This is a genomic window from Tamlana crocina, assembly GCF_012037625.1.
Window position 1 is genome coordinate 131,938 of the sequence record NZ_JAAVJS010000003.1, and the last position, 25,464, is coordinate 157,401.

Annotated in this window: 11 protein-coding genes; 7 read left to right on the forward strand and 4 right to left on the reverse strand. The window is 37.2% G+C overall.

What is annotated here, in order from left to right; all coding sequences use genetic code 11:
* The first annotated feature begins 225 nt into the window (after positions 1–225).
* From HC176_RS02920 to HC176_RS02930, 3 genes are all read left to right on the forward strand, one after another.
* Entirely contained in the window at positions 226–3,489 is a 3,264-nt protein-coding gene (locus tag HC176_RS02920) for a glycosyl hydrolase (protein ID WP_167916696.1), read from the forward strand.
* A gap of 861 nt (positions 3,490–4,350) precedes the next feature.
* Positions 4,351–5,397, forward strand: coding sequence for a GntR family transcriptional regulator (locus HC176_RS02925; RefSeq protein WP_167916697.1), 1,047 nt, complete (start codon positions 4,351–4,353; stop codon positions 5,395–5,397).
* A 160-nt stretch (positions 5,398–5,557) separates the two neighbouring features.
* Positions 5,558–9,808: a hybrid sensor histidine kinase/response regulator transcription factor gene (locus tag HC176_RS02930; protein ID WP_167916698.1), complete on the forward strand. Its 4,251-nt coding sequence runs from the start codon at positions 5,558–5,560 to the stop codon at positions 9,806–9,808.
* Between the two features lie 61 nt (positions 9,809–9,869).
* On the opposite strand, the gene HC176_RS02935 is transcribed toward HC176_RS02930, so the two are convergent.
* From HC176_RS02935 to HC176_RS02945, 3 genes are read right to left on the reverse strand one after another with little or no spacing between them, the layout of a single operon-like run.
* Positions 9,870–11,069 carry a Gfo/Idh/MocA family protein gene (locus HC176_RS02935; protein ID WP_167916699.1) on the reverse strand — a complete coding sequence of 400 codons (1,200 nt, stop codon included), beginning with the start codon at positions 11,067–11,069 and terminating at the stop codon, positions 9,870–9,872.
* Between the two features lies 1 nt (position 11,070).
* Entirely contained in the window at positions 11,071–12,411 is a 1,341-nt protein-coding gene (locus HC176_RS02940; protein ID WP_167916700.1) for a Gfo/Idh/MocA family protein, read from the reverse strand.
* Between the two features lie 3 nt (positions 12,412–12,414).
* The gene (locus HC176_RS02945) at positions 12,415–13,794 is read right to left on the reverse strand and encodes a 3-keto-disaccharide hydrolase (RefSeq protein ID WP_167916701.1); all 1,380 of its coding nucleotides are present in this window, start codon (positions 13,792–13,794) and stop codon (positions 12,415–12,417) included.
* A 178-nt stretch (positions 13,795–13,972) separates the two neighbouring features.
* Here HC176_RS02945 and HC176_RS02950 point away from each other — a divergent pair, with 178 nt between their 5' ends.
* A complete protein-coding gene (locus tag HC176_RS02950; protein ID WP_209309644.1) occupies positions 13,973–15,076 on the forward strand; it encodes a glycoside hydrolase family 88/105 protein in 1,104 nt (367 codons plus the stop codon).
* Positions 15,077–15,557: 481 nt separating this feature from the next.
* Here the strand turns inward: HC176_RS02950 and HC176_RS02955 are convergent, their stop codons facing one another.
* Positions 15,558–18,344, reverse strand: a complete 2,787-nt coding sequence (locus HC176_RS02955; RefSeq protein ID WP_167916702.1) for an alpha-L-rhamnosidase — start codon at positions 18,342–18,344, stop codon at positions 15,558–15,560.
* A gap of 555 nt (positions 18,345–18,899) precedes the next feature.
* Here HC176_RS02955 and HC176_RS02960 point away from each other — a divergent pair.
* From HC176_RS02960 to kbl, 3 genes are all read left to right on the forward strand, one after another.
* Positions 18,900–21,953, forward strand: coding sequence for a SusC/RagA family TonB-linked outer membrane protein (locus HC176_RS02960; RefSeq protein ID WP_167916703.1), 3,054 nt, complete (start codon positions 18,900–18,902; stop codon positions 21,951–21,953).
* Positions 21,954–21,968: 15 nt separating this feature from the next.
* Complete coding sequence (locus HC176_RS02965; RefSeq protein ID WP_167916704.1) at positions 21,969–23,711, forward strand: RagB/SusD family nutrient uptake outer membrane protein; 1,743 nt, start codon at positions 21,969–21,971, stop codon at positions 23,709–23,711.
* A gap of 406 nt (positions 23,712–24,117) precedes the next feature.
* Positions 24,118–25,305 carry a glycine C-acetyltransferase gene (gene kbl / locus HC176_RS02970; RefSeq protein WP_167916705.1) on the forward strand — a complete coding sequence of 396 codons (1,188 nt, stop codon included), beginning with the start codon at positions 24,118–24,120 and terminating at the stop codon, positions 25,303–25,305.
* The last annotated feature ends 159 nt before the right edge of the window (positions 25,306–25,464 follow it).

Below are 25,464 nucleotides of genomic sequence, written 5' to 3' on the forward strand. Positions count from 1 at the left end.
AATTTGTTTTTGATGCTGAGTGTTTATAGGTTTTCTCGGTAATTTTTTATTGTTGGCTTTTTGAAAAACAGTGTTGCACCCCTAAACAACAGGATACAAAGTTTTCAATAATTACTTTTTTTTACATAACCTAAACATAACTTTCTTTAATGCACATCATTGGAATTTGATGGATGGCTTTTTAGGGTTAATTTATTTTTCAATTTAATTAGATGCAATACTAAAATGAATTTAACAAATACAACATTTAAAATCTTAACAATCTTATTGGGGCTTATTTGTGTTAACTGTAAGGAATCCGATAAATTGGAAATTTCTAATTTGGAAAACCTGAAAGTGGGTTTTATAACCCCTACAGAAGATAACAACCTTTGGTGCTATTGGTACTGGATAGGAGATGATATTTCAAAAGAAGGTATTACCAAAGATTTAGAGGCCATGAAAGAAGCTGGCATTGGCGGGGCTTTAATAGGCAATATAAATCCAGATGAAAAAGATGGAAAAGTCCCCATGTTGAGCGAATCTTGGTGGGAGCATATGGTGCATGCCGTAAATGAGGGTAAGCGTGTAGGGGTTGATATTGGCGTGTTTAATTGCCCTGGGTGGAGCCAATCTGGTGGGCCATGGATAAAAGCAGATATGGCCATGCGGTATATTACTTATTCAGAAACAAAAATTCAAGGAGGTAAAAAAATAGATTTAAAATTAGAACAGCCCGAAACCGAGTTTCAAGACACTTATGTTTTGGCTTTCCCTTCCATAAAATCAGAAGAAAAAACAAGTTCTGTTAGTGGAACTCAAGTTGTTGTAACTCCAAGTATTGCAAATTCGAAAAATTTAATTGACGGAAAAACTTCAGGGGTAGCAAGTTTTTCGAAAAGCATAAAAAGTTATGAGGTTGAAATTATATTAAAAGATCAATTGGCAGCCAAAAGCATCCAAATTCTCCCAGGTAAAAGTGAAATGCTTCTAGCTTGTGAGGTCTATGCAAATGTTGATGGCACGGATAAAAAAATAAAATCGTTTACTATTGATAGAAGAAAATTGACACCTAACGTAGGTGCCGATAAATATGCTCCTATTTTGAAAAGTATACCTGAAACTAGAGCAGATAAATTTAAGCTAAAGTTTAATGCAATAGGTTCAGTTGCTAATTTAAAAGGAACATGGGATTTAAGCGAAATTATAATTTCCGAAGCATCGGGGGTAGAAGATTATGCCAGAAAAACGTTGGCTAGAATGCACACAACACCTTTTCCTGCTTGGGATAGCTACAGGTGGGAGCAACAAAAGGATTTGGCAGATACATCATTAAAAATTAGCACAAGCCAAGTTTTGGATATCAGCGATAAAATGGATGCCTCTGGAAATCTTCGCTGGGATGTTCCCGCTGGAGATTGGACTATCCAACGCTATGGGATGACACCAACGGGTACAACAAATGCACCATCAGCCCCTCAAGGAAAAGGCTACGAGGTAGACAAAGCCAACAAAGAGATGGTTCAATTTCATTACAACCAGTTTATCGGCGAGTTGTTAAAACGCATTCCACAAGAGAGTAAAAGCGCATTTAAATATGTAATTGCCGATAGTTACGAAATGGGTGCTCAAAACTGGACTGACGGATATGCTGAAAAATTTGAACAAGAATTTGGTTACGACCCAAAAAAATATTTGCCTGTTTTTACTGGTAGAATTGTTGGAAGTGTAGAAGAGACCGAACGATTTTTATGGGATTTACGCCGCTCTATTGCAAATGCGGTGGCTTATGAGTACACTGGAGGTTTGCGAGAAGCCAGTAATAAGGACAATTTACAACTTTGGTTAGAAAATTATGGTCATTGGGGGTTTCCGTCAGAATTCTTAATGTACGGCGGACAATCAGATTTAGTAAGTGGTGAGTTTTGGAACGAAGGGACCTTAGGGGATATCGAGTGTAAATCAGCCTCGTCTGCAGCACATATTTATGGTAAAAAGAGGGTGTCTGCCGAAGCCTTTACAGCTGGTCAAAGATCCTATGTAAGGCATCCGGCTATGCTAAAAAAACGGGGAGATTGGTCGTTTACGGAAGGAATCAACCATTTAGTATTGCATTTGTATATCCACCAACCAGATGATAATAGAGTTCCGGGAGTAAATGCTTGGTTTAGTACCGAATTTAATCGGCACAATACATGGTTTAAGAAATCTAAATCTTATTTTGATTACCTACGGCGCTCACAACACATGCTGCAACAGGGGCAATACGCAGCCGATGTTTGTTACTTTATAGGAGAGGATGCGCCAATAATGACAGGGGTAAGAAATCCCGAATTACCAAAAGGCTATTCTTATGATTATATCAATGCCGAGGTGATTATGGACAGAATGACGGTTAAGGATGGTAAATTCGTCTTGCCCGATGGCATGACTTACAGTTTAATGGTTTTACCGCCTTTTGATACTATGCGACCAGAGCTTTTAGCTAAAATAGAAAGTTTAGTGAGCCAAGGCGGAAAAATATATGGAAAGGCACCATTAAAATCACCAAGCTTACAAAATTACCCTGAAAGTGATGAAAAGGTGAAAAAGATTGCTGATAAAATGTGGGGTAGTAGTCAAGAAGAAATTAAGAATTACGGTTTGGGCACCATTGTTGACGGTATAGAATTACAAGAAGCTTTAAGGCAATTAAACATTAATAAAGATGTGGATTTAAATGGTGAAAAATCCGTATTGTGGACACACCGTACCATGAACGGCATGGATATTTATTTTTTAACAAATCAAAGCAATGAAAAAGTTGAGTTTACACCCTCGTTTAGAGTTAAAGGCATGAAGCCTCAACTTTGGGATGCAGTAACAGGAAACATAAAACCACTAAACAACTTTAAAGAAGATAATAATCGTACTACCGTACCTCTAAAAATGGAACCGTTGCAGAGTTGGTTTGTGGTTTTTTATAATTCAAAAGACGAAGATAAACCTTTAACCACTAAAACTAATTTCCCAGAAACTAAAGTGGTAAAAACACTTAATGACCCATGGAAAGTTGAATTTAAGAACAAAGTTATCGGGCCTAAAGAAACTGTGGTGTTTAATTCGTTAACAGACTGGATTGAAAGCGAAAACGACAAGATTAAATATTACTCTGGCACGGCTACCTATACAACCACTTTTAACTATGCTGAGGATACAACAGAATCAGATCTTTTTATAGACTTGGGTGAGGTAGGAGTTATGGCAACAGTTAAAATTAACGGAAATGATGTTGGTGACACATGGATTGCCCCTTTTAAGTTAAAGATAAATGATGCTATAGTAAAAGGAGAAAACACACTAGAAATTGAGGTCGTAAATGTTTGGAGAAATCGATTAACAGGAGATAAAAATCTGCCGGAAACAGAAAGGTTTACTTGGGTAAATGTAGATCGGGTAGCACCAAATGAAGCATTGGTTTCCTCTGGTTTGTTGGGGCCTGTAACTATTCAGTCCTCAGGTTCATTTTAAAAAAAAATAGAAGGTTAAGACCAACCAGCCGATACTTTGGAGAAATTTATGCTGAAGAAGTGAAAAGAAACAAACACCATTAGCGGTTTGCTCTATTTCTTGTCATAAAATATGTATGTAGTTATTTTGTAGATGTGCTTTTACTGGAGTTGTTACCTTTACTCGGACATAAAATTTTAAGACTGTTTGTGTTACAAAACAAATATATTGGAAACATGAAAAAACGATATTACAGTCCCGAATTAAATGAACAGGCGGTTCGCTTAAGCTACCAGCGAGAGAACGTAATAATTTAGTGAAATTATACCCTGAAAAAGTCAATGAATCCATTAAAATAATGGAGGCTAAAATTGAAAAATCCAAAGCATTGGTGCCTAAGTCCAACCCTAATTTTTCTTCACAAAAATACGCTCCAGAATTAATCGGTGTGCAGTCAAAGGGGTTATAAAATGAAAAGTAGAATTGAAATTAATTAAGGTTAAAGTTTAAAAACACGGTTTCTGGATGCTTTTTGGTTAAAGTGTAACGTTTTGATGTATAGCATATTGCGTGGGTGCTGCAGTGTGTTTTAAACATATCTCCCTAAAAAAAAAACATTTTACCCTTCAAAGTAGTAGGTGTTAAAATAGTTTTGAAACATACCAATAACCAAACTAGACTACCACATTAAACACGTTCTTTAATTATTGCTTTGTAAAGCAAATTTTTAATGAATAATATTTCAACGTTTTTCTGTTTAAACAATAAAAGGTGTTTTCTCTTGGGGTGATTTAGATTATTAACTGGTATAACATAATTTTTCAAAAAAGGCCATGAAATATTGGGCTGTTAATTGTAGAAAAGTTTTTAAAATTAAGTTATATGGAAATATCAGAGTTTGTAAAAATTAACGAAAATTCAAGAGAAGCCAAATATCAACAGATTGTAAAATCTATAATTCATAACGTTGTTATTGGTAATTTAGTAATCGATCAAAAAATTCCTTCCATAAACAATTTTAGTGAGGAGCTCTATGTTTCCAGAGACACTGTCGAGAAAGCATACAACATTCTTAAGAAACGTCAGGTTATAGCTTCAATTCGAGGTAAGGGGTTTTACATTGCCAGAACAAAGCTTATTTCAAAGGTTAGAATCCTTTTTCTTATCAATAAATTAAGCTCCTATAAAATGAGGATTTATAATTCTTTTGTTGAAACAATTGGGGCTGATTCTATTGTTGATCTTCATATATACCATTGTGATGAGTCCTTGTTTTTAGGTTTGTTGGATAAACATAAATCAGACTATGACTATTATGTAATCATGCCACACTTTAAAACTGAAGCACAGGAACATACCAGTATGACCAATAGGGTATCAGAGGCCATTAATAAAATTCCAAAAAACAGATTGGTTTTAATGGATAATGCCTTAAAACAAGACCATAGTCAATCTATTACCGTTTATCAGGATTTTAAAAAGGACATCTATACAGCACTTAAAACCGGGATTAAGAAAATAAGTAAGTATAAAAAAGTCATGTTGGTTTACCCTGAAACTGGCGTTTACCCCTATCCTAAAAGAATTTTGCATGGGGTAAAGTTGTTTTGCCTAGAGCATCATTTTGATTTTGAGGTGGTTGATAGGGTTTGCGATGATATGTCTATAAACAAGGGCGAATTATTCATTATTATCGAGGAAGGAGACTTAGTAAATTTTATTAGGCGAACACGAGAGAACAGGTATAAATTAGGTGAAGACGTGGGTGTAATATCTTATAACGACACCGCCTTAAAGGAGGTTTTTGGTGTTTCCGTTGTTTCAACAGATTTTAAAGTGATGGGCGAACAAGGTGCAAAAATGATTTTAGATAAAGCAAAAGGTGAGTTTAAAGTGCCATTTAATTTTATAGATCGAGATTCTGCTTAATGGCGATAGGTGTCGGGATGGGCTTTTGTAATATGAAACTTTAAGCCATCACTTCAAAATGTTTTGCAGCAAATGGTCCTAAATAGGAAGACTTAAAAGCAGTTTGTATATATTTATCAAAATTAAACATGAATTTTGTGTTGAAATGATAAAAAGTCTTTTGAATTTTTTTTTTATTGGATTGCTTTTCTTTGCGTCCACAAGTATGTTTTCCCAATGGCGTTTAAACCATATAGGAGGAGATGAAGGGCTTTCCCATAACAGGGTGTCGAGTATAATTCAAGACAAACATGGTTACCTGTGGTTTGGAACGTTTAATGGCGTTAACAAGTATGACGGGTACGCAATGAAACAGTATAATTATGCTTTAAACTCAAAAGGTTTAAGTAGTAATATTGTGTTTCAATTGTTTGAAGACCAGAAGGGTTTTATTTGGGTGCCAACCTCGGCCGGACTCAATAGAATAAATACAGAAACAGAAGAGATTGATACCTACTTCAAGGGAGATAATAGAGAAAAATCATCTGGACTAAACAATATTCAACAATCGCAATCGGGCGTTTTTTTCATTAACGCTCCCAAAGGGATTAAGTGTTTTGAACTTAATAAGAAAGGGCAATTACAGAATGACACTTTTTTAGAAAAAGGCAAAGACCTTAATCTAGACATAAAAAAGATTGTGCCGGCATTAAATGGAAAATACTGGGTAGCCTCTCCATCTGGAAAAGTTCAATTATACCAACTAGATGTTGTTAAGAAGGATGGCCTGCCGAAGCTAAAAATTGATGCCGTTAATTATAATGGAGCACTTTTTGGACCAGGAATAGGCGTTCTTGATATCTTGGAATATCCAAAGAATACTGTTTGGATAATAAACAATAGGCTACAGTTGGTTAAGTTGAAATTGACTGACGATTTGAAGGTTATCGAGTCGAAAAAAATCGCTTTGAGTTCGGGTATAGCCCCAGATGTTCTAAAAATACAGCGCAGAATAGACATGATTGTCGACAAACAAAATAGGTTATGGATCGGCGGAAACAGATTATTACTTAATTATAATATTGAAACTGGGGCTAAAGCTAACTTAGCCCGAGATAGCCAGTTAAAAAAAGTAATAGGGCAAAAGGACATACAACAGGTGTTTATAGACGATTCTAATGTGTTCTGGTTGGGAACCTTTAACCACGGGGTCTATAAAATGGATTTAGATAACCACACTTTTTACAACTCTAACGAATATCTAAATTTTGAACAACCTTCAGAACTATTTGAGTCCCCTATTATGTCCATTTGTGAAGTTAATGATGGCAGTTATTGGTTTGGAACACAGGATGGGGATATTATTTCTTTAGATGCACATACATTTAACAACAACTCTAAAGCAGGTTCAAAACCAACACTAATATACAGCTACTCACAAACCTTAGATCAAGGACTTAAGCCCAAAATTACAGGTGAATTATCTCGATTAAAGAAAGCTAAGGACGGCGGGGTATGGGTTGGCGCTACAAGTGGACTCAGCAAGATTACATATAACGATATGTCCAAATCTTATCAAATCAAGGCCTTTAACAGCCTTCGAGATAGTGACGGCAACTCAATTGACAGTCGCGTTTTTGCCATAGAAGAAGATCAAAAGGGCAATCTTTGGTTTGGAGTATGGGGAAAAGGACTTGTGAAAATGACTTTTGATGAGCATTCAGAACCTCACCGTATTACTAGTTATAACGCCTCTGGAAACGAGCTTTCAAACATATCAAACAATAATATTCGAGATATATTAGAAGATAACCAAGGTACTATCTGGATAGGTACAAATAATGGACTGAACAGGTTAAAAAAAGCACATGGAAGCTCGGTAAAGTTCGATAAATATTATAGCACAATTGGAGATTCTACCACTTTAAGTAACGATTACATATTGGACTTGTACCAAACAAAAGATGGTACTTTGTATATAGGTACTTCAGGCGGCGGATTAAACCGATTAAACACAACCCAAGCCGATCAATTGGAGTTTGCCCATTACACAATTGAAAATGGCTTGCCAAGCAATGTGGTCTATCAAATAAGGGAAGATTTGCAAGGTAATATTTGGCTCATGCATGCTAGGAAAATTTCTAAGCTAAACCCTAAAACCGGTGAAATAATTTACTTTGAAAAAAGAGATGGTTTTAACGTTGATGAGTTTAGGGATAGCGCTATGGCTTTTACCTCCTCAGGAATGATGTTTTGCGGTGGCGTAAATGGGTTTACATTTTTTCAACCCAATAGCCTAACAGTTAATATGCTTCCCCCACAAGTGGCAATAACCGACTTTAAGCTTTTTAATGAGTCTGTGGATGTCGGTAAAGAGATAAACGGCCACGTAGTTCTAAAAAAAGATATTAATGAAACTAAAGAAATTAAATTGCCTTTTTATTTAAATTCTTTTGAGTTCGCTTTTTCAAGTATGCATTTTTCGAACCCAGAAAAGAACCGTTACAGGTTTTTTTTAGAAGGTTTTGAAGATAAACCCCAAACATCCAAAGGTGGTGATAGAAGGTTTGCGTCTTACACCAATGTGCCTCCTGGAACCTACGCTTTTAAAGTTTATGGCGCTAATAGCTCAGGAGTTTGGAACGAAATACCTAAAAAAATTGATATCATAATAACTCCGCCTTGGTATTTAACGCCCCCAGCAATTTTGTTTTTTGTGGTAGCGGGACTTACCGTAATATACATAATATTTAAAGTAAGATGGAATCAAATTAAGCTAAAAAATAAATTAAAATTAGAAAGTGCGCTTCATGAAAAATCATTAGAAATAAACCAGATGAAATTGCGCTTTTTCACAAATATTTCGCACGAATTACGAACCCCGCTAACACTAATTATAGGGCCCCTCCAGCAGATTATGGAGGGTAGTAATGATACCGAGTATTTGCAACGCCTAAATAACATAATGTACAAAAACTCTACACGTTTGTTGCGTTTAATAAATCAATTGCTTGATTTTAGAAAGGTAGAGTCGGGGGAGGTTAACCTAATTGTTGAAGAAGGTGACTTGGTGGAATTTGCAAAAGAAATTTATGATGCATTTCACGAAATAGCAGATGAAAGGCGAATTGATTTTATTTTTATACCCCACCAAAATAATATTCCAGCCTGGTTTGATAATGATAAAGTTGAAAAAATATTATACAACCTCTTGTCTAATGCATTTAAGTTCACTCCGCCCAATAGAAAAGTGAAACTAGTAATAAACAAAGAACGTCAGGGTGAAAAGGAATTTGCGATTATAAAAGTGATAGATGAAGGTGTTGGAATAGAAAATGAGGAATTGCCCAGTTTGTTTGAAAGGTTTTACCAAGCGAAAACAGAAAGTAATACAATACAAACGGGCTCTGGTTTAGGGCTAGCTTACACTAAGCGACTTGTTGAGATACATAAGGGAAGTATTGAAATATCAAGCGAGGTTAACAAAGGTACAATTTGTACCGTTTCAATACCGCTTTCAAAAATGGCCTATGAAGATACCGCCATCTTGGAAGAACGGCCCAAACAGCACCACTTTAATTTTGTTAAAAACGAAATAAAAGATTTAAGAGATGTTACCGCGGAGGGCAAGAAGAATAGTCAAGTAATACGGCATTCCTCAGAAACACCTACTATACTAATTGTTGAAGATAATAAGGATTTGCAGGAGTACTTGTCCAATTATTTTAGTAAGTTCTATCATGTGCTATGTGCAAATAACGGGCAAGAAGGACTAGATTCAGCTGCAAAAAATAATCCCGACCTGATTATTACCGATTTAATGATGAATAATATGAACGGTATTGAAATGTGTAAAATCCTTAAGAATGATATAAAAACAAGCCATATACCCGTTATCATCCTTACGGCCAAGTCAGGTTTAGAAAACGAAAAAGAAGGACTTGAAACAGGTGCAGATGAGTTTGTTTTAAAGCCTTTCAATATAGAAGTTTTAAGGCTCAGGGTTGGAAACATATTGAAGACTAAAAAACAATGGGCAGAAAAATTTAAAACCAAGCCAACGTCCTCCACTTGGAAAGAGTTGTCCAATAAGCTTGACAAAGAATTTTTAAAGAAATGTCTGAAAATAGTCAAAAAAAATATTGATAACACAGACTATTCTGTGGAACAATTTGCAATGGATATAGGAATGAGCCGCTCTGCATTACATTTAAAAATCAAGTCTATCACAGGTCAATCTACATCAGAGTTCATGAGAACAATTAGAATAAAACGTGCGTCAAACCTCATAAAATCAGGAAAGTATTCAATTACCGAGGTTGTTTTTATGGTAGGTTTTTCAGATCCAAAATACTTTAGGACTTGTTTTAAAAAGCAATTTGGACAAACACCTACCGAATATATAAATAGCTATAAACGGCAGGCGGGATAATGTTTTAAGCCTTCTGTAGTGTTTAGAAATTAGGTAACGACTTTAAACTCATAGCAAAAATTTATACTCCAAATTCAGAATTCCATGTTACGATTTTATTATTTCGCATGGCATCTATCCCCATTTGTACGCAGTAAGCAGCCCTTGCTCCGGTAATTACGTTTGAAACGGGTGTTGTATTATCTAAAATGCTGTTTCTAAAATCGAGTAGCGCTTGTTTGCTAGGGTTTTCGTGAGTTATGTTTATAGGTTCATAATAAGCAACCTCATCTTTTTGCATGGTAGCGCCCGATACGCCATCTACATCTTGGCTTATAACGGGAGCTTTTTTTGATTTTTCGTCCTCTGGATAAAACCTTGCAGAAGTGGTTGTTAGAATTAAGGTTCCCTTATTTCCTATTACTTTTATTTGGTACCTGTCTTTGGCGTTGCTCAAAATACACGAAAATTTAGCTTCAATGCCGTTGGGGTAACTATAGGTTAGGTGGATGTTGTCGTAAGTTTCACGTCCGTCTTTCCAAAAATCGATACCTCCTGTTCCCATAACTTGAATGGGGTTTGCATCTAAAACAGTGTTAACAAAGTCTATTTGGTGCGAACATAATTCTGCCACAAGGCCTCCAGAATATTCCCTGTACATACGCCAGTTGATGGCTCGCTCTAGGCTGGGTTCGGGTACAGGTTTTCGCCAAGAGTGGTTTCGATTCCATTGGCATTCAAAGGCCGCTATTTTACCTACCTTCCCTTCTTTTATTAGTTGAACAACATGAGTATATAACCTAGAGCTATGGTATTGATGGCCAGTTTGGAATATAACCTTTGAGGTTTTTACTTTGTTTATTAGTTTTTTGATGCCGTTGTATCCTTTTGCCATGGTTTTTTCGCAATACACATGTTTGCCCGCAGAAACCGCATCGATAGCTATTTGTGAATGTGTGCTGAATGGAGTGGCTACTATCACAGCATCAATAGCTTTGTCTTTTAATAGGTCTTTATAATTGGTGTAACTTTTTGTTTTATTTCCTGCTCTTTTTAGCCCTTGTTCTAATCGAAATGGAATAACATCGCAACAGGCGTAAACATTCAGGTTTTCTATTTCGTTTATAAAGGGTATTAAACCAGCGCCTCTAGCTCCTGTGCCAATAATACCTATATTTATTTTCTTGTTGGAAAAGCTTGCTACTTGAGCTAAAATGGTTGTGCTGGCCGCTAGTGTTATAGATGCTGCTGTTCCGTTTATTAAGAATTTTCTTCTATTCATGTTAAAATTGTATTTCCCATCCTTTTTCATAATTTCTACCCCACAACGCCATAGCTGCTCTGTTGTACATAAACCCTGTTTTATCGTCAATATCGAAAGCTTGGTTTATTCTGAATGCGATATTGGCATAATGCACCATTGCCATGCTAATACTGGTATCTTCTATGGGAGCCGTTAGTGGCGATTTGCCTCGAATGGCATCAAAAAGGTTTTGAACATGTTTGGTTGAAGTCTGCCCGCCTCCACCTAAAGCTGTTCCCGACTCGTTTGTTTCAGATTCGCTATCCTTCAAGATATTACCGCCACGATCGTAAAGAATGTATTTGCTTCTGTCAACAAAAACAGCCCCGTTAGTTCCATATATAATAGTACCTCTTCCAGGGCCATATGTGCCATAGGCATTTCTGGACTTGCCGTCCCATTTTATTATTTTATTGTCTCGAAATTTAAAGGTAGCTTCCATATCATCATACATTTCCCAGCCATCCTCTACAAAATGCCGTTTTTCGGCTTCTACGTATACATGATTTGGTAAATCGGTTTGTAAAGCCCAACGTGCAACATCCAACTCATGTGTGGCGTTATTTCCAGCTTCGGCCGTTCCATACTCCCAGCCATACCAGTGCCAATTATAGTTCCATGTTTCTGAGGTGTACTTCCTTCGTGGGGCGGGCCCTTGCCACAAGTCCCAATCTAAGCCTGCTGGTACTGGTGCGGGCTTTTGTAGTGGTACTTCGCCTCTGGTGTTATTGTAAAAAGCAACAGCCTTATATGGTTCTCCAATAACTCCGTTATGTATTTCTTTAATAATCTCAACGGTATGCCCAGAAGATCGTTGCTGATTTCCCATTTGTACAATTTTATTGTAGTGTTTTGATGCTTTTACGAGTAGTTCGTTTTCGTTCATATTATGGCTGCAGGGCTTTTCAACGTAAACATGTTTGTCCGCTTGCATGGCCATAATGGAACCAGGGGTGTGCCAATGATCTGGTGTGGCATTTATTATAACATCTACATTTTTGTCATCTAAAACTTTTCTTAAGTCGTTTTCTAGTGTAGGGGTGTAGTCAATAATTTTTTTGAAATCTTTATGGGCTTTTAGGCGTTGACTTTCCATGACGTCGCATAAATAAGATAGTTTAACGTTACTTTCTTTTAGAGCGATGGGTTCCTTAAAAGCTGGAAGTCTGCGACCCAAGCCTACAATGGCAATGTTTAAACGTTCGTTTGAACCTATAATCTTGTTATAACTTTTAGCAGACATCGCCATGGCCGAATTAGTGAGCGTTATAGCTGCCCCTGTTAATGCTGTCTTTTTAATAAAATCTCTTCGAGAGTTCATGTTTTAGTAAGTTTTAATTTTAATATTTCTGAAAGCTACACGGTCTCCATGGTCTTGTAGTAATATTTGGCCTTTGTCTAGCAGCCCAAAGTTTGGCCATTTTTCGTATTTGCTTTCTGAAACTAATTTTTTAAAGACATCGTTACCGCGCTCATATTCTAAAACCTTTGTACCGTTAAGCCAATGCTCTACATGGTTGTTTTTTGAGATGATATGAGCAGTATTCCATTGGCCTATCCGGTTAATTGGTTTAATAGAATCTGCCTGGATTAGGTCGTAAAGGGAAGCAACTGTTCTGCTGCCCTCATGGCTTCCTAATTTTGCATCTGGGTGCAGGGCGTCATCTAGAATTTGATACTCTAACCCTATTGAAGACCCAGGGCCTTTGTTTATTTCGGTATCGACATAATATTTTATACCGCTATTGGCTCCGGGTGTTAACTTAAAATCTACTTTTAACTCAAAGTCGCCGTATAGTTTTTCGGTAACAATGTCTCCGCCTGCAGCAGATTCGGCACCGCCCGAGGCAAGAACAATAAGTTCACCATCCTTAATTTGCCAGCCTTGTTCTGGAAATGAGTCTAATTTGGCACCTCGCCAACCTTTGGTAGTTTTTCCGTCCCAAAGCAGTTTCCAACCGGTGCGTTTTTCCTCCATGGTTATTTGGTTTTTGGTTACAACAGGTTGTAAAGGGGTGTTTTTGGTGTATTTCTCTAAATCTTCAGTTAGAATTTTAATGTTTCTCCAAGAGATATTTTTTCCAGCTTGATTTTCTTCGAAAATACGGTGTACTTGGAGGCCAATAAACCCAGAAGCCGTTTTGTCATCAATTAAAAAGGATGCTGGTACATTGTTTATCCATGTTTTTATGGTGTCGCCAATAGCTTCTATTCGAAAATGGTTCCATTCGTTTTGCGAAAACGCTTGTTGTGCTTTTGTATTCTCTTTTAATGGGTTTAGCCATTTTCTTCTGCCTTCATCGTAAATACCTCCAGTCCAAGCCCGTTTTGAGGGATCTATTTCAACTTGATAACCATGTACGCGTCCATTTTGGTAATATGGAAAACTATTGCTCCTTATTTGTACGCCCGAGTTCATGCCTTGGGGAACCAAGAATTCTAATTCTAGTATAAAATCGCTGTAAAATTCATTGGTTGATAAAAACGTATTTGGGGTATTTGCTACAGTAGTTCCTGTTATAACGCCATCTTTAACTTTGTATGTGGCTGTACCTCCTTTAATATGCCATCCATTGGTTGTATTGCCATCAATCAATAATTTCCAAGGTACATGGTGTTTTTTGGAGTTAGAACAATTGAAAGTGCACATTATGGCCATTACAGCTAAAGTAATTTTAAAGGCGTTAATTTTAATCAGTTTCATAATTATTTACTTTACTTTTATTTAGTAATAAACTAATGTGCAATATAAAATGGTTTATAAAATAAAGTATCCTGTGGAATAGGGTTGCTGTTCTAACCTGTAAGGGACAGGATGGATAACGTGTTTTGTTTTTGTTTTTTTGGAGTACGGTTTAATATTAAAAGATAAATTAAGAATAATGAAAAAAGTGTATTTAAAAGCATTGGTTGCCTTTGGGGTATTGGCCATAACGTCCTGCAAATTAATTTCGCAGAGTGCAAGCATAGAAGATAAAATGGTAAAGGCTTTAGAATGGCAGGAACAACATCCTATTTTTGCCATTTCTCCAACAGATTGGACCAATGGTGCCTATTATACAGGGGTGGTGCGTGCCCATCAAGCCACTAAAAATCAAATATTTCTTGCAGCTCTAAAAACCATGGGATATAATAACCAGTGGGAAACGCTTAAACGCTACCATCATGCAGACGATATTGCCATTGTCTATCCATATTTATACATAGACGGCACGAGAAAGGATTTGGTGAACTTAGAGCCATCCACCACTTTTATTGATAAACACTTATTTGAACCCAACCCATGGAGACAAGGCCCTAAAGACAGTTTAACCCATATTTTATGGTGGTGGTGCGATGCCCTGTTTATGGCACCTCCTGTTTTGGCGAGTTACTCCAAGTATAAAAACGATTCTTCTTTTTTAGATGAAATGCATAAATATTATATGGAAACGTATAATTTACTTTATGATCAGGAGGAGCACCTTTTTGCAAGAGACCTCCGCTTTGTCTGGAAGGGAGATAAAAATGATAAAAAAGCCGAGAATGGAAGAAAAATATTTTGGTCTCGAGGGAACGGATGGGTTTTAGGGGGGTTAGCCTTAGTCTTGGATGATATGCCCAAAGATTATAAACACAGAGCTTTTTATGAAAATTTGTTTAAAGAAATGGCTTTTAAATTAAAATCGATCCAGTCTGAAGATGGTTTATGGAGAACGAGTCTTTTAGATCCAGATTCTTATACTCATGGAGAGACGAGTGGTAGCGGATTTTTTACATTTGCTTTAGCGTGGGGAGTTAACAACAAGTTGCTTTCTAAACAAGAATTCATGCCAACGATACAAAAGGCATGGGAGGCACTTGAAGATTGTCAGCAAGAAAACGGTATGGTAGGTTGGGTACAAAATATTGGAGATGCACCAACTGGGGCTGGCGCAAAGAGTTGGCAAAACTATGGTACAGGAGCCTTTTTGTTAGCAGGAAGTGAAGTAATGAAATTAGAGTGAATTTACCTGAAACGTTAATTCAATTAAATTTTTGACTTAATGATATAGTTTTGATATAATTTTTATAGATAGACTAAAATGGGAAGCCCCTAGATTAATTTTTAATCTAGGGGCTTTTTATAGGATTGTTGACACGCTTAAAGTTGGTGTTATCTCGATAAGATATTAAATAACGTGAGATCTATTTTTAAAAATTCAGTGTTTGCGCCAGTATTTTGAATAAAATAGGCTATTGTAGCCTTGATTGGTTGAAAAGAAAAATGTTTTTTAAAGTACCTTGTAAAGCACAAGTTGAAAGGAGAGAAAAACGAGAATTCAATTCGGTTTCAATCCGCTCAACTTGATACAGTCCATTAATTTGCTAATGATGTGGTTTAAGGATAAATGGTTATGTCGAACTTGTGCTAAATAGAATGTTATTAGCGCCTCGGTTAATTGATGACAAAAATTTAAATGTACTTGGCTGCGCTTTTGCAGGTTGTTAGTTCTTTTTTTGTGTCATTTCAATAATATAATGTCCATCTTCAAAAGTTCCTATTGATGAGAACATGCTTTTTGAAACATTCAAATTTACGCTCTCTCCATTTATAAGTAAGGAAACGTTCTTGCCATAAGTAGGAAGAAATACTTCTGCAGAGCTGTTTTTAGGGATTTGGATTTCCCATATAAAAGTATCGTTCTCGTTTTTCCATTTACTTTCTATAGTCCCGTATTTTGTGTTGTAAGAGGCTTCAGCATACTGCAATTGTTTTGTTAAATAGGGTTTGAGTATAATTTTTTCGAATCCAGGTTGTTCTTCAGAAGGGTTGATGCCTGCAATACCAGAATAAAACCAAGCATCAAACCCGCCCTGCATGGGATGGTTGTGCGAACGAAGCATTAAAACATCGTAAAGCTCATCATCAGTGCTGGTTGGAAGTATTTCCCATAAAGTGGTGGCATCGTAGTGTTGCCACATGGTTTCGAAACTGTGGTTCCCCTTTTTCGAAAGGAGTCTATAGGCTTCGTCTTCAAAACCATTTTCGCACAATACTTTAAAAATTCTAGAGATACCAAAAATGCCAGTATTTAAAAATCCGTTAAATTTGTTGTGGCTTTCATCAACAATGGCCTTGGCTACGCCAGTTTGGTATTGCTCTGGTACAATTCCTATGTCTAAAGCCAAACTATTAGCGGTTTGGCTGCCGTAAGTTACTGACTCTTTGTTTAAAAAAGTTTGATTGAAACTTAAAATAAGATTTTTTTCCATTTCTGAATAATGCTTTTCATCATCTATTAAACCTAATGCGGCAGCTGTTTTTTTCATTATAGACACATCAAGAATATGGAAGGCAGACGAGCTAATAGGAACAGGGCAATCAATGTTCACATTGCCGCCTGGAGGGCACCAGTCGCCTAAGCCGTGGGGTATTATGCCATTTTCGTTTTTGGCATGAACATACTCAACCCAAGTTTTCATGTCTGGGTAGAATGCTTTAAGGGCGGCTTTATCTGCATAATGCAAATACAAATACCATGGTAGTTGAACAATGGCTGTTCCCCAATCGGGAGAGGCTACACCGCTTGTCCTTCTGCCTGGAGCAATCATGGTGGTAATGCCCTTTGGTTTTGTAATAATGCTACGGTCATGAAAATTTCTTCCAAAATAAAGCTCTCTTTGGGCCTTACGCCCAGAAGACCTCATATCGAATATATATTTTGTTAGGAATTTTTGGGCATCGAAATTATAGATCAATGTTTTTGCTAAGGCATGGGCATCACCGGTCCATCCGCATTTTTCTCGGTGCGGACAATCTGTGGGTATGCCTTGTAAGTTACTTTTTAATGTCCAATTGGTTAATTCGTGCAGTTTATTAATGTTTGGTTCAGACGAGTGGAATTGCCCCGTTTCATTCATTGAAGAGTAAACCACCATACCTGTTAAGAGGTCTTTAGATGGCTGTTTGTTTAATCCAGAAACCTCTACATATCTAAAACCATGATAGGTAAATCGAGGTTCCCAAGTTTCCATTTCAGTGCCCTTTGCCGTGTATTTTTCAGTTTGGATATTTTTTGTGGCCTTTACACCAGTAGATCTAAAGTCCATTTGCCCTTTTTTATCTAGCTCTTCAGAAAAGCGCATAGTTATTTCTTGGCCTTTGTTAGCTGTTACTTGCAATTTTACCCATCCGGTAAAGTTTTGCCCAAAATCAAAAATATAAGAGCCATTCTCTGAAGACTTAATTTTTTTGGGAACAATACTGTCCATAACCTTTATGGGTTGGGCAAATTGTTTTATGATTTTTGTGGGGTGATTTTTTGATGGTTTGGCATTAATCCACCCAGTGGCATCTAAGTTGGGGCTTAGCCAATTTTCTACTTCTGCTCTGGCATCATAGTGTTCGCCGGCGTATATGTTTGTGAAAGTTATTGGCCCCTCGTGCCATTTCCAGGAACTATTGGTTTCAATAATTTCTTTTTGGCCATTGGTATAATGTACTTCTAATTGGGCAATGAAAACTGGCTGGCCGTAAGCCATGGCTTTTGACCAAACTAAGTTTTGATTGTACCAACCGTTTCCAAGCATTACACCCATAACGTTTGAGGGGGTGAACTGTTCTACAGGAATATCATAAGTCGAATAAAAAACATAATCGTCATAATTAGTTTGTGCCGGATCTAAAACATTCTTTCCTATTTTTTTGCCATTAATGTAGGCTTCATAAAACCCAGGTGCGGCAATGTGTAATCGTGCAAAATCAATGGGTGTGCTCGGGTTTATTTCAAATGACTTTCTAAATATGGGTAAAGCAGCCTCGGGCACATAATCATAAGTAATCCAATTGGCTTTCCAGTCTTCAGGGTATTTTAAAGGCGCTATGAATGGCTGTGGTTCGCTTTTGGAAACGGTATTGCTTTCGTCCCAAATTAAGACTTCAGATAAATAAGTTGATCCACCTTTTAAACGTGGCCCGGAGTAAGGTATGCTTGCCTGTTGTTTGCTTTCTGTTTTGCCAGAATCCCAAATGACATTGGCGGTGTTCTTTGTGTTTGGGTTTTGGGCATACACAATAATTTGGTAAGCACTTTGCTTATTTTTTTTTAGTCCTTCTATTTGCCAATCAAAGTTTAAATACGATGTGTAAAGCTGATTTATGTTAACACTATGGTGAACTTTATGGATGTTATTCTGGGCACAATTTGTAAAAAAAAGAAGTATAAGGATTGGTGGTATGAACTTCATGAGTATTAAACTAAACTTTAATCCGTAATCATTTGTTTTTATCATGGCAAATAGTAGTTGTTATATTAATTCTTGTCTATAAAGTTGTTGTATTTAGCATAATCATTCAGAGACTTCTTGGGGAGGTAAGTAAGTTATAACCTCATCCATAAAAGAGTGTCGCTTTTACAAACACTAAAATTAATCTATATAGAAAATACTAGCATCCTGTTTAATCCTGTCTATACTATTGGGGGCTGGCTCATTCACTTTTATCTTGTTGATAATTCACCTGAAGAAAACCGAATGTTTTAGTGCTTCAATTTTGAGGGACTAAAAGCTTTGTTCCTGAATTTTCAAAAAAAAATATTTTAAGCATTAATTTCAGGTGTTAACTATTTGTTTTTTAGTTGTTTAATGTTTTTTGTGAAGCCCGGTAAAGCTTATGGTTTTTCATTTATACCCAAAAGGGCAGGATGCCTCAAGGTTTTAGAAATTATAATTTAACCAAAAATTAACCAAAAATATCAATTAACTGCAGGGTTGTTTGTAGATCCACACTTCTAAGCTCTATGTTAAGATGATGTTTTACCAACTATTGTAAATATAAAAAACAGACTAATGCGAAAAAAACTAACAAAATTTTATTTAATGCTTCTATTGAGCACGGTTTGGTGCGGCTCAATATATGGACAGGAGCTCCTTGAAGTTAAAGGAGTTATTCTTGACGAGAAAAGTAATTTGCCTTTGCCGGGGGCCACGGTTATGGTGAAAGGCACAACTAAGGGAACAGTAACCGATTTTGATGGAAATTATAACCTAAAAGCCGCAGCAGATGCTGTATTGCGCGTTTCTTATATAGGTTATCAATCGGTTGAGGAAGCAGTTGGAGGACGAGTGGAAATTGATTTTAAGTTGCAAGAAGACAGTGAACAACTTTCCGAAGTTGTTGTTGTGGGCTTTGGTGAACAGAAAAAAGCAACCGTAACAGGCGCTATTTCTTCAATTAGCACACAAGAACTTAAGCAAAGTCCAGCGGCAAACCTGGCAGTTACGCTAGCTGGACGATTACCTGGGCTTACGTCCATTCAGACTTCTGGTGAACCGGGGAGAGACGTTACCCAGCTTTTTATTAGGGGGCAAGGTACCATCAATGCTAGATCTCCAATTATTTTGGTAGATGGGGTAGAGCGTGATTTAACCTATATGGATCCAAACGAAGTAGAGTCGGTAACCATTTTAAAAGATGCGTCATCTACCGCTATTTTTGGTGTAAGAGGTGCAAATGGTGTGATTCTGGTAACCACTAAGCGCGGAAGTTCTGAAATTCCAGAGGTTAATTTGTCGGTAGAGTCGGGTGTTCAGAGTTTTACTCGAGTAGCAAAACCAGTAAACGCTTTTGAATTTGCCACGTTGCGAAATTTGGCTCAAAACAATGACGGCTTAGGAGATGCTTATTCAGCCGAAGCGTTGGAGGCATACCGAACACATTCTGATCCAGAACGATATCCCGATACCGATTGGGCAGGTCTTTTAATGGAAGATTTTGCTCAGCAACAGAGGGTAAATCTTAATATCTCTGGTGCAGGTAAGGCTGTTAAGTACTATGTTAATGCAGGGTATTTAAATCAAGGAGGGTTATTTAGAACTGAAAAGAATCTAGATTACGATCCTAGTTTTAAGTTAGATCGTTATAATTTTAGGTCTAATATTGATATGCAGGTAAACCCAGGTCTAAAAGCATTTTTAAACTTGGCTGGTTACGTTGAAAAACAGAATTCGCCATTTTCTGTGAGTACAGCATCTACAGGACAAGGAGGTACCTCCCCATCTGTTAATATATTGGCGGGCATTTTAGATATACCATCAAATGTGCCTGGGCCAACATCTCCAAGTGGTGCTGTAGTAACAACTCCTGAACTTCCTAACCCAGCATACGGTCTGCTTAACAGAACGGGGTATAGACAGCAAACACGAAACAATATAACCTCTACTTTTGGAATAGAGCAAAAATTGGACTTTATCACTAAAGGATTGTCGGCCAAGGCAGTAATGTCTTTTGATACTAGAGCTACCAATAATTTAAATGCCAATAAAAATTATGTGCGTGAAGTTCAAGTTATAGAACAAACAACGACGGGAAAAGATACGATTTACTATAGAAATTTTTCTGACGATGTAGAAACCCCTCTTAACATTACCGGAAGCCGGTCGTTTCAAAGTTTTTCCAATTTCCAGGCATATTTAAATTATAAGAGGTCTTTTAAAAAGCACGATGTTAGTGCTCTTGTGCTTTATCAGCACCAGAAAAGAATAATCAATGAACAGCTGCCTTATAACCTTATTGGGGTGTCCTCAAGGTTTACGTATGGGTACAATGGTAAGTATTTCTTTGAATTTAATGCTGGTTATAACGGGTCGGAACAGTTTGCACCTGGAAGACGTTTTGGCTTTTTTCCAGCTGTTTCTGCCGGTTGGTTAATTTCAAAAGAAAAGTTTTGGAATGTAAAAGGTATAGATCGATTAAAAATTAGAGGATCTTACGGTGAGGTAGGTAATGACCGTATTGGAAACGACAGGTTCCTTTACCTGGATGATATTTCAGTAAACGGAGGAGGATATTCTTCAAGTTTGAACGAAGGACGAAGAATAGCGATCAACCAGCTGAAAAATGGAGAGTTACAATGGGAAGTAGCCAAAAAAGTAAATATTGGTTTTGAAATGGGCTTTTTAAATGCATTTGATTTAATAGTGGATGTGTTTACTGAAAATCGAGACAATATTTTAAGGAATAGAGGAACCATTCCAATTCTAAACGGATTGCCCAACGGAACCTTGCCTCCTGTTAACATTGGTGTTGTAGAGAACAAAGGATTTGAGGTAGAACTTAATTACAAAAAAGCATTTTCGCCAGACTTTTTTGTTAGAGGAAGGGCATTTGTTGGTTACGCTACAAACAAGCAAAAATTTGCAGATGAACCCTTGCTCCCAGAAGATTATGCATACAGGTACAGGCAAACAGGTTACAGAATTGGGCAGAATTTTGGGTATGTAGTTGAAAAATATTTCGAAACCCAAGAAGAAATCGATAACTCGCCAGAACAAATTGTTGGAGGGCATGAGTCCAGACCGGGAGATTTTAAATATAAAGATCTTAACGGCGATGGTGTTGTTGATCAAAGAGATATTGCTCCTATAGGTGCTTCCACCGTACCCGAAACCTCATTCGGTTTGGGGTTAAGTACTACTTATAAAAACTTCGATTTGAGTGTGTTGGTTCAAGGTGTTGCTAATGTAGACAAGTTTTATAGAGGTAGAGGTACTTACGCCAGCGGGCAAAACAACTTTTTTAGCCAACATTTGTCTAGTTGGACGCCCGAGCGTGCTGCAAATGGAGAACACATCGGTTTTCCTAGATTAAGTACAGAGCCTTCTCCCAGTGAAAAAGAAAACTCCTTTTTTATTAGGGACGCCAGTTATGTGAGGTTAAAAAACCTAGAAATAGGATACCGAGTACCTTTAAAAGGTGTGGCAAACATGAGGCTGTACGTAAATGGTTTAAACTTGATAACTTGGGATAAATTACCAAACAAAAATTACGATCCTGAAGCTGCTAACGGACTTACATATCCACTTATTAAAGTTTACAGTTTAGGGGTTAATGTAAAATTTTAAAAATAAAATAGAAAAATGAAAAATAAATTTTTATACATACTAGTTAGTGCTGCACTCATACTGGGTTGCGACAAAGCATTGGATATAACACCTGATGGCAGGTTAACCTTAGATGATGTGTTTCAAGACGAAAACCATACTGAAGCATATTTAAATACTGTTTATTCCAGCATTCCGTCTTATTCTTATTATTATCACTTTTTTACATTTTTGGCAGGAGTTACCGATGAATGCCAAGATGCCGATGTAGGGAATACACCCGGTAATATTGCGAATATTTGGATAACTGGGTCCATGACGCCCAGCTTCAACCCTTTGGAAAATGGCCCTGCTGGTCACGGAAAAAATCATTACAATACATTCTGGACAGGAATAAGAAATGCTAATGTATTTTTGGCAAATATTGAAACTGCCAATATTAGCGCCGAAAAAGATAGAGAAAGGTACAAAGCAGAAGCACAATTACTAAGAGCATTTTATTATTTAGAGTTGATAAAACAATATGGACCAATGCCAATAGTCGATGAACCGTTTTCGCCGGCTTTCGATTATACATCATTAACTAGGCCTACATTCCAGGAGTGTATCGATTTTATAGTAAATGATTGTGATGAAGCTATAGCCAATCCAAATTTACCAATTAGGATAACACTAGAGCCAGAACGAGGACGGTTTAGCAAGGCTGTGGCTCATGCAGTAAAATCGCAAGCTCTGCTTTACAATGCTAGCCCACTATGGAATCCTGAAAACAATACCGCTAAATGGCAAGCTGCTGCAACTGCTTCAAAAGAGGCTTTGGATGCATTAACACAAGGAGGTGAGTATCAGCTTTTCCCTGATTATGAAGAGTATTTTTTCTCAAGATCCGACGTGAACCCATCTCCAAGAGATAGAGAAACCATATTTGAACGAATGACCAATGGGCACCCTAGCTTTAGAAACACAAACGCATTACCTAGCATGCCAGGTCAGTTTAAGGTAGGGGTGACTCCTACCCAAGAATTGGTGGATAGCTATGATATGGTAGCAACTGGAGAACCAGCTATTTTAGGTTACAACGATGAAGATCACCTAGAACCCATAATTAACACAGAATCAGGATACGATCCAGATAATCCTTATGAAGGGAGAGATCCTAGGTTTTACGCAACTGTTTGGTATAACGGTGCGCTTTACGACAATATCGCAGGAAGGATTCATGTGGTGGAAACTTTTGCAGGAGGAGCAGATGCGCTTAAAAAAACACCTCCAAATAAAAAGAATACCCACACAGGATACTACTTAAGAAAGTTTCATGACCCTAAGCTTCAAAATAGGCAAAAAGCTCAATCAAGATGGAAAAAATATCATTTAGCAGAAATCTATCTTAATTATGCAGAAGCAGAGAATGAAGCCAATGGGCCTACAACAGAGGCTTACAATGCCATTAATGCCATTAGGCAAAGAGCCGGTATGCCAAATTTACGAACTGGTTTGTCGCAAGACGAATTCAGACAGCGAATCAGGAACGAACGAAGAGTAGAGCTAGTTATCGAAGAACATCGCTTTTGGGATGTAAGAAGATGGAAAATACTTGATCAAACTGACAAGTTGGTAACAGGTATGGAGGTTATTAAAAACGGAAATGATTTTGATTACAAGCGTTTTGTAACAGAAAGACGTAATGCATGGCAAGACAAGTTTCTTATTTTCCCTATTCCAATTAAAGACACTTCAATTATTCCAGATTTTAACCTTAACCAAAACCCAGGATGGTAATCATAATTAACATTGCCAAATAGTACAAGGTTTATTTACAGCCTAATGATTATTCATCAGGTTGAGATATAAACTGTAGTTTGTTGAATTTTAAAAACCTGTAGGCGAAATACTTATTTGGCTTGCAGGTTTTTTGTTTTTAAGCATTTTATTTAATGAATGAAAACATATAAATGAACGCAGGTAAAGGTTGTTTGAATCGATAAAACTTTCTCTCCAAGATGGACTGTCAAATCAGTAAATTAAATTTATCTTTATAAACTGGTTGGCTTTATCTCGGAATTAATAAGGGATATACCATGGAAAATCAAAAAAATACGCTTTTAAAGGCTCAAAATGTTAAATTGAACAAAGGGAGAAGATGGCTACATAAAAAACAGTCTATAATCATTAAAATATTAGAAATATGTACGGAACGGTTAAACAACAACTTGAAAACGAACTGAACGACATAAAAGCATCTGGACTTTATAAAAAGGAACGCATAATTACTACGCCACAAGGCGCCGAAATCAAGACCACGGCTGGTGGTGAAGTACTTAACTTTTGTGCCAATAATTATTTGGGGCTATCATCACATCCAGATGTGGTTGAAGCTGGTATTGAAGCCATGAAAACGCATGGTTTTGGCCTGTCGTCGGTACGGTTTATTTGTGGTACGCAAGATATCCACAAAGCATTGGAACAAAAAACCGCAGAGTTTTTAGGCATGGAAGATTGTATTCTCTACGCTGCTGCTTTTGATGCCAATGGTGGGGTTTTTGAGCCCATTCTTTCAAAAGAAGACGCCATAATTTCAGATGAATTAAACCATGCGTCTATCATTGATGGGATCCGGTTGTGCAAAGCGGCAAGGTATCGCTATTCGCACAATAACATGGAAGCTTTGGAAGAACAGTTGAAAGCTGCTTCGGGAGCGAGAAGAAAATTGATTGTTACCGATGGCGTGTTTTCTATGGACGGCACCATTGCCCAGCTTGATAAAATATGCGATTTGGCCGAAAAATACGAAGCCATGGTGATGGTTGATGAGTGCCACGCTACAGGATTTATTGGGAAAACAGGTCGCGGCACCCATGAGTTTAGGGAGGTTATGGGCAGGATAGACATCATCACCGGAACCTACGGAAAGGCCCTTGGAGGTGCTTCCGGCGGATTTACGGCGGCTAAAAAGGAAATAGTGGAGATGCTAAGACAAAAATCCCGACCATATTTATTTTCCAACACTTTGGCGCCTGCCATTGCAGGAGCTTCAATTGCTGTACTTGATAAGTTGAAAACTTCAACCGATTTAATTGAAAAAGTACAGAACAATACCAAGCGTTTCAGAAGTAAAATGACCGAAGCGGGATTCGATATCATTTCTGGTGAACATCCCATTGTTCCGGTGATGTTGTACGATGCTAAATTGGCACAGGAATTTGCTGCACAATTGTTGGACGAAGGTATTTATGTGATAGCTTTTTTCTACCCGGTTGTGCCCAAAGATAAGGCTAGAATCCGAGTGCAGCTCTCCGCTTCGCACGATACAAATCACATCGATAAAGCCGTTGAAGCTTTCACCAAAGTAGGTCGAGCTTTAAATGTTATTTAATATAATGGTTTAAAAGCGATTTTATTCTGTTTTGTAATTACAATAGGGTAGATAAAAGTTTTAGCCACTCATTGAAAAAATCAAAAAGCCCCAACAATTGTCGGGGCTTTTCTTCGCTATTAACTAATCCTTTTTTATCTAAGAAAAAGGATCTCTTTA